The sequence below is a fragment of the Erwinia sp. genome (assembly GCF_049696395.1).
Taxonomy (GTDB): domain Bacteria; phylum Pseudomonadota; class Gammaproteobacteria; order Enterobacterales; family Enterobacteriaceae; genus Erwinia.
This window is the reverse complement of sequence record NZ_JBAVTT010000082.1, coordinates 1-8249: the sequence shown is the minus strand read 5'-3', so window position 1 is coordinate 8249 and position 8249 is coordinate 1. Positions and strand designations below refer to the sequence as shown.

At 50.4% G+C, this 8249-nt stretch carries 2 protein-coding genes and 4 pseudogenes; all 6 read right to left on the bottom strand.

From position 1 onward, the window contains the following. Nucleotides 1–567: 567 nt before the first annotated feature. Complete coding sequence (locus WCC56_RS10675; protein ID WP_424692347.1) at nt 568–843, bottom strand: contact-dependent growth inhibition system immunity protein; 276 nt, start codon at nt 841–843, stop codon at nt 568–570. Nucleotides 844–857: 14 nt separating this feature from the next. Continuing rightward, nucleotides 858–1232: pseudogene (locus WCC56_RS10670) on the bottom strand (RNase A-like domain-containing protein). A 73-nt stretch (nt 1233–1305) separates the two neighbouring features. Then, nucleotides 1306–1377: pseudogene (locus WCC56_RS10665) on the bottom strand (IS6 family transposase); the annotation flags it as partial. 260 nt (nt 1378–1637) lie between these two features. Next, nucleotides 1638–2021: a DUF6911 family protein gene (locus tag WCC56_RS10660; protein WP_424692346.1), complete on the bottom strand. Its 384-nt coding sequence runs from the start codon at nt 2019–2021 to the stop codon at nt 1638–1640. A gap of 2 nt (nt 2022–2023) precedes the next feature. After that, nucleotides 2024–2425, bottom strand: a pseudogene (locus tag WCC56_RS10655) (cytidine deaminase-like fold-containing protein); the annotation flags it as partial. Between the two features lie 666 nt (nt 2426–3091). Further along, nucleotides 3092–8249 (bottom strand): annotated as a pseudogene (locus tag WCC56_RS10650) (hemagglutinin repeat-containing protein); the annotation flags it as partial.

Below are 8249 nucleotides of genomic sequence, written 5' to 3'. Positions count from 1 at the left end.
CTTGCTGTTTCAGGTAATCGAACGTCTGCTTGATAGCCTGCTGTCCCAACACGGCCATCTCACGTTGAATGGCCAGGCTTTCCTGAACTTTTTGCGCGTCAAACTTGTCCTTTAATCCATTTTCAGCTGACGCCGTGTCTCGACTGAGCTGCGAAACGTCCTGCTTCTGAGCATCCGGATTACGTATCTCAATGGTACCCGGCGAGATGGCGCTGTAAGTGGTTGAAGTCGTACTGTCTTTACTCTGCTGTAAAGTTGCGATCGGCAGTTTCGAGATTATCCGACGCGCCCTTTTATTACGCGCTCACTACAGCTCAGCATCCTTATACTGTTGATATTACGCAATGCAATGGCTGCACGATGTCCGGTGTCACTGCGAAAATGGTTGGCACGCTGAGACAGGCCTGTAAAAGCTGTCGGCGAGCAAGCAGCAGCAGGTTGCGGAGTTTATTTAGGTGATCGCCACGCCGGAGAAGCTGCCACGGAAGTAACGCTGAAATGGCAGTGGCTGGATTGATTGCCGGGTTGTAAAGTTAAATCCCGGCTCGATTGACTGGGATCTTTCACTTATGGCAAGACACTGAGTATATGTTGCAGCCATTTGTTTACTGTTAAACCGTCTGCGCTAGGATCATAATATCCATTGTTGTTAATTATGAAGCTACCTGGTAGCTCATCATTGTTGGCTAATAGAAAAGTAATCTCCTTCTCAAGAGCACTAACTCTTTCAGAAGATTCTCTAGCTATAAAACTTTTTATTACATCATCGGGATCTAAATTTTCGAAAAACCAATTCTGATGGAAATAAGCGCCTAATAAATAAGTGACATTTTCAGTTTTCATATTAAATCCCATGATTACGTTGGATATGCTGTTTGAATCCGATAGCCATTCGGCATCAGTGGATCTTTATCTATAACCAGTATGACTTGATTTGATTTGATTTGATTTGATAAATGAGATGATTGATCACCTTTATTTATAACTCTACCTACATTGAAAGTCTCTTCATGAGTTAAAACTAATCTAGTTTAATCACCAGCTAACCACTCAGTAAGCTTAATTTGGTTAGAGCGATCTGCTATAGCACTTCCTATGGCTTTATCTGCTGCCGTGCTATCAAAGAATGTACACGTTGCGCCAATACGAGGCTCAGATTGAAGTCGAGCTAATAATTTGTCATCAGACTTGTTCACATGCTTCTCTATCGCATGTCGCCATTGCTCAGCCATGTGAAGCCGTTATTTTCAAAGCTGCTTTGATAGCTACTCCAGCTGTAACTGTAATGCAGCAGGCCATAGCTGTAAGGTACCAGCGGACGCACTGGGCGATAACATCGGCAGGATAATGCAGACGTTTGAAGACTTTTCTGATCAGAGATCATCTTCAGGCAACATTAAAAAAAACAGCATGTTACCTGACGAGCTCTTAATGCGAAGAACCCTGATATCGGGGTTCTACGCCGGAATCCCTTAAGCTCCAGATATGACTTTTCCTGTATTACTACCAAAAATGGAGCCACATCCATTATTAATTACAGAATCCTTCGGCTCTTTCCTTTTAAATCCACTTCCGATTTCCGCACGGCTCATATTGATAGTGCCTGATTCACCGATACCTTTGTCAGGATTATAATCTCAGTTCAAAATATCCGATGAAACATTGCCAGTATAAAAAAACTCTTTAAAAACCCTGGCAACAAGATCAAAGTCTTTTATGAGTTGTCGTTCAGACCAATAATCACCCAAAATTGATATTTCCTCATTTGTTAGAGAAGGATCCCAGTAAAAACGGACATTGTAGTCATCGTCAGTTTCCTCACCCAGAGTCAGCAAATAATTGCCACTTTCCGCTCTTAGCTGAAGCATATCAGGTCCGGTGTTTCCATTATCATAAATATCAATTGTCAGGGTTCCTGCTTTACCTTGAAGTTTACTCAGGCATTCTTCAACTTCTTCCCATTGAGGGAGGTGTTTTTTCCCCCCTTGACCATTAAGAGTCCATTTTAGGGATAAGTTCATTTCTATTTTTTCTCCATGATGGATTTCATACCAGGCTGCCAATATAGGAACGTATGGGTTTTTTCTTCAAATATTGTCAAAGATTTCAAACCTGCTTTATCAGCCATTGCGGCAATATCACCTTTGCAAAATCCACATACAACCTCTAAGGATACCGTTAATGTCATATCTCGACCTTTAGTGATACCTTGTTCATAAGCTTGCTGAATAACACCAACCTCCGCATGAGCTGTTGCCATATTCCCATTTGGGAAGGTTCTCTTCTTATTTTCAATTTTTGCCACAATCCTGTCGTTAATAAGGGTTGGTCGACTTGCATCACCAAGGAAAAAGTCGGATCTTGCGCCTTGGTTCGTATCAGTCAAGACTGTGCCAGTTTGTGGGTCACTTAACTCCGCCGTCACTTTAGGATTTGCTGAAGGTGTTTTAGGATCAAGTGGTTGTGAACTGTTAGTCCATCCTGATTCTTTATTCGGAGTAAGTAGGCCTGTTTCTCCTTTCGATGTAACACCATGTCCTGTTGCACCACCAAAGATAGCTGCAGTGCCTAAGCCTATATTAAGTGCACCTTCGCCATAGTTACCATCAACTACCTGGCCAATCCCAGTTCCGGTTTGATAACCTCCGGCTGCTGCTAAAGTTGAGCGAGCAATAATCCCTGGAGCACCAGGCAATGCCAGCAAAGCATCTGTGCCCACAGCCGCTTGCCCCGACTGAACACTGGCCCCTTTCAGATAACTCAACGCCTCATTATAAGCTTGAGTATTATTGGTAGATGCCACGAATGCCTTGCCTGTTATCAATGACTGAATAGCGTCAGATGCTTGCTGCAAGGTATAACCGTACATAGACTGAAGTTCATAGCCATACTGGTTAAGCAAATCAGCCAGTTCCTGTTTCTGATTATCATTCAGCGGCTGCCCTTGCTGGTATTTTTCCAGCAAAAGATTACTGGCCCGGTCCTCATTAGTCAGCCGGATAATATTCTGGGAGGCTTGAATCAGATTTTTACCTGCTTTCTGGTCCTCTAGCGCTTTATTCAAGCTTTCAGCTTTCTTAGGGCTTAGGAAATTATTCTCAACCGCATTCTTCCCGGCGATTGCTCCCGTCGTGGCTGCCGCAGAATTGTTGCCCGCCATTCCGCCTGCCAACCCTGCGGCCAGCGTACCAAGAAGGCTCAGCTGTTCGCGGTCATCTTCCTTCAACGCCGCGATTTTCTCCGGCGTATCCGCCCCCCAGTACTTCTCCGCAATGTAGCGAGTGGCCAGTTCACCGCTAAAGGCGCCCGCTGCACCCGCTGCCGCATTACCGCCGGACATCTGAGCCGATACCGCACCCCATACTGCATGTACCATAGCATTGGTGGCGATGTCGACATTATTATTGGCATCGGTGGTTTCGGTTTTAATCAGCTGCGCTACCCACGGGTTCAGCCCGCCCGCCACCGCCTGACCTGCGTTACCGGTCACCAGGCCTGTCAGGATGCTGCCTATGGTCTGTGCAACCTTCTGTGACTGGCTGCCAACACCCCACTTGCTCATCTCCTTTTGATAATCAGCGCTGCTTCGAAGACCATCAAGCCATTTTGCGCGATCTGCCTCTGTCGCATTTTCCTTCAGTGGTGCAGCGTGTTTCTTCGCCTCTTTCAGCCCGTTGATATCACCCATTGTCGTGACGATGTTTGTCATCTGCCCGCTGATTTCACCGGCCAGCTGCGCCGTCTGCAAACGCTTCTGCTCCTTCTCCTTGTCGAAGATGGCACTGATGCTGTCGTTGGCGTGTTCGGTATCGCGGCTGAGGTCCGCCAAGTCCTGTTTCTGGTTTACCTTATCGCGGATGATGACGGTGCCGTTCGCCACAGCCGACTGCGTGGTCCCTTCGGCATGCCCCTTGTTGTTCAGGCCCGACAGCAGCGTACTGGCAGCATTGGAAGCCGCATTTGACAGCATCTGCGCACCCATACTGCCGCCATTAGACATCGCAATACTGCCGCCGCTGTGGCTGACCCTATAATCAGCCGTATTGTCGATATCACTGAAGCCCAGCGTGCCGGTATCCAGCCGGTTGTCTGCCGCATCGCCCTGGCTGGCGATCACCGCACCGTTCAGTTGGGTGTGATTGCCAACGGTAAGATCAAAACCACCTTTACCGGCATATATGCCGCTCTGCTCCTGCACGCTGTCAAAGTTGCTGTGCATCTTGTCCTGATTGACGCTGGCATAGCCGGAAGCCGTCATTGAACCAAAGGTGAAACTGCCGCCCACGCCATAGCTGGTCTGTTTTGAGTCGTAGCGATCGCTGTCCTGCTGGCTGGTAATGGTCAGATCCCTGCCGACATCAGCAGTCACCTGGTTACCGCTGATCTGCGCACCGTTTAGAGTGGTGTCGCGACCGCTGTTGAGCGTGACTTTGCCGCCGCTGTCAAGCGTCGTCTCCGTCCAGCGCGTGCCGCTGCCGTTTTCTTTGCCTTTGGCCCCATTGATACTGGCAAAGATGCTGATGCCCGCGCTGCCCTGACCGGCGCCAATGCTGATCCCTATACCGCCGCCGTTGCTGCTGTTTTTGCCGCTGCTCTCCTGCGTACTGGCCGCACCGCTAAGCAGTATATCTTTGGTGGCACTAAGGTTGCTGTCACCTGCCGCTTTCAGCTGACTGCCGGCAATAACAATGTCGCCACTGTACTCGCCTTCGCCTTTACCCGTCGACGTAAGGGTAAGATTGTGACCGGCATTCAACGTGGAGCCGGTAATGCTGTCTGTGGCCTGATGCTGCTGTGATTTGGAATGCTGGGTGTTAAAAGAAAGGCTGACGCCCATTCCATTATTGGGATCGGCAGTCGCATCGGCAAGCTGTGCACCTAACACAGCCTGTACGCCGGAGAGTGCGGCTTTGGTGGCCTGCAGGGCGGCAAGACGACCATCACTCTCTTTTTTCGATGACTGAGCCGCCGCAACCGCGCTATTGATGGCTTCACCCACGACGCCGGAAAGCGCCAGCGTCAGGCCGCTCTTTTTCTGCTCAAACACCTCTTCATGAACACGTTTATCGTGTCCCGGATCGATAATCACGCTGTCGCCGGTCAACGTCAGATTTCCACCTGCCACCAGATCGGATCCGCTTACGTGTGCCCGGCCACCCGCAACGATGCTGACATCGCCACCGGTACTGCCCACGGTGCTGACGCTCTGGCTTTGTGAGGTATCTTTATCCCGCAGATCATGTATTGATTTACTGCTACCGACGGTAATACCGATACCGCCGGTACCCATCAGGCCGCTCTTTTTCGTTTCCGAGAAGCGCCAGGTGGAGTCAGTATTGGTGGCGGCCAGAATATCAACGTTGTTACCCGCACTGAGCTTAACGTTATCATCGCCGACCACCTGAGAACCCTCTACCAGCAGATTATTTCCCGCCTTCAGGGCAACACTATCGCCGCTCAGCAGGGTGCCGTTTTCACGCGTAGCACTGTCTTCCTGGATCGTGTGCGTAGTTTTTTTGCTGAGAAATCCTTTTTTGGTTTTCGTCTCTTCCCTGTAGGCATAATCGCTTTCAGTAGCGGTAGTCAGACTGATGTCGCGTCCGGCGCTGACTGTAATATCCCCGCTGGCTGTGACCTGCCCCGCTTCACTGGTCACATCCCGGCCAGCACTGACCGTGGTGCTGCCGCCGCTGGCAATTTCGGTGCCCTGCTGACGAACTGATTCGTTGATCTCAACCCTTTTACCGGCTTTATAGCTGTTGCCTGAGCCGGTTTCCGCAGCCAGCAGATTGACGTCGCGTCCCGCCTGCAGCGCGACAGCACCATCCGCCGCGATTCCCGCCGCGTCACTGGTAATATCGCGTCCGGCCTTCAGCACAACATCAGCGCCGCTGGTCAGGGTAGTGCGTTCAATACCGTTTGAATGACTTTCCCGTTTGCCCTGCTCGTCATTCTCACCGTTAGCAGCGCTGTTCAGGTTGATATCATTTCCGGCGGTAAGCTGGGTGTTATCCCCGGCGTTAATGCTGCTGGCGGTAATGTCCAGATTATGGCCAGCCTGCAGGGCGAGAGTACCGCCCGCGCTGATTTCACTGCCCTGATTGCTGGTCACGTTGTTTGAGGTGGCAGTCCTGTTCCGCCAACCGTTTTTAAAGCCGGACTGAGCCTCACCGGTCACAATTTGATTACTGGTCACCGCAACGTCATGCCCGGCCTCTATCAACAAGTTGCCGCCCGCGTTGAGCTTCGCGCCGGTGAGGCTGATATCGTTACCACTCTTCAGGCTGAGGGTTTCAAGCGATGAGATAGTGGCTGTTGGTCCGCCCAGGGTATAGGTAAAGGATTTTTCCGCTCCCTGATTATTAGTGGCATTAAGAGTCCACTGCTGCGTGGTGGTGAGGTTATTGATATTGCCGTTAACACTCTCCAGCGCGACTGTTTTGCCGCTGATGACGGATCCAATATTGTTAATATCACCGAGCGCGTTCAACTGTAGATTGGCACCAGCCTGAATAAGGCCCGCACTGAGGTTACTGAGCGTGTTTTTGCTGTCCAGCTGAAGGTCATTTTGCGCGACGATCGTACTGCCTGTATTGGCAATATTGTCCGCTTTCAAAGTGACGTTATTGCCCGCAATCACGCTGCCATTATGCAGGTCAACATCCTTCGGCGAGAGATAGACTTTTGGCACCATCACCGTTTCGCCATTCACCACGGTGGCTTCCCACCAGAGGATGCTTTTATCCAGCGCGGCCAGCTGCCCGGCTGACAACGATACGCCAAACTGTAACCCCAGTGATTGCTGTTCAGCCGCCGCGTTATCCATCAGATAGCGCATCTGATCCAGCTCAGATCCAAGACCGTTCAGATAGCGATTACCGGTCTGACTCAGCACTGCGTTGCTGACGTAACGTGTATCAAAGGCCGCATCCCCAAGATAACGATAATCGTGATCGGGTTTCAGAGTCAGGCGATCTAACAGATAGGATGAACCGAGGAAGGTATTCTCGTCTGTATATTGCTGTCGCGTTTCCTGTAATGCGCCATCGGGACTTTTACCCAGCAACGCATTGAGATCGCCAAAGAGATGCTGATCGAGCTGTCCCAGCCCATTGAGTTTAGGGTTGAGGGTAATCAGATAAGGGCTTTGGTTATCGGTTGATGTCACGAAATAACCGTTATTGCCGGATGGCAACGGATACGTGCTGATATCAACGTTCGTCGGCTGATAAGAGTGCAGCGTTTTACCGTTACCAGCCGTAATATCTGACAGTTCACCGGATTCTTTTATTTCCTGGCTGGCAAGCAACCTGTCAGCTACCGGTAAAGTGTCCAAATCTGCCGGTCCATTTACCTGTCGGAGTGCGCTTTCCAGCCCATCCCGCCACTGCGGGGTATTCACTTCAGCCGTGCCTGCATCCGCTAACTGTTGTTGTTTTACTGCAGCGACGTTACCTGAGTTACTGAGCGCTTTAAGCCCCGGCGTGGCCACCGTATTGCTGTTCCAGCCGGCATTTGCGGTAGTATTAGTATTGCTGATGTCACTGCCGAAAGCGGCTGAGACATTGCCTCCGGCTTGAATGACTGCACGGTAGAGCTGCCCTGGCGTAAAGGTGTTTTCATGGCCAGTAAGGGTGTAGATAATGTCATCAGTTTGGGCATCAAAATTGCGCCTCCCCATGTAGGGTTCGGGAACGTTATCGGTGGGTTTTAAGCCCTTATATTCATATATCGCGTATTCGCTCTGAGTACCTTCCTGCCATGACTGATTATCTAACCGGTTCCCGGAAAGGGCCGCGTTACCATTTGCGAGAATGTTACTGGCCTGGTTTTCAAGGTTATCTGCATGGAGAGTTAAGTCACGTCCAGAAGCAATACGCGCCGCACTCCCGTTGCTGACCACATTGACAGACGTGCTGGAGAGGGCAAACTTCTGCTTCAGCGCATTTTGGTAAGGAGCATAATAGTTTTTTGAGATGATCGTTATGTCGCATCCCCCATCGGCTCCTCCGCAGCCCGGGCCTTCTTTAGTGGTCCTTACGTTGTAATATCCATAATCCCCCGGCGCCAGTTCGAGGATGCTGACCTTCATGGTCGCATCACCCACACCAGCACGGGTAGATGAAGACGAGCTGGTTTGTGTCACATGCAACCCATCTCGGGTATTCAACAAATGGCCGGTATTAACCGTGATATCACCGTTCTGCGTCTCAATTGTCCCTGAGGTGTTGATAACCTCGCCATTGGCG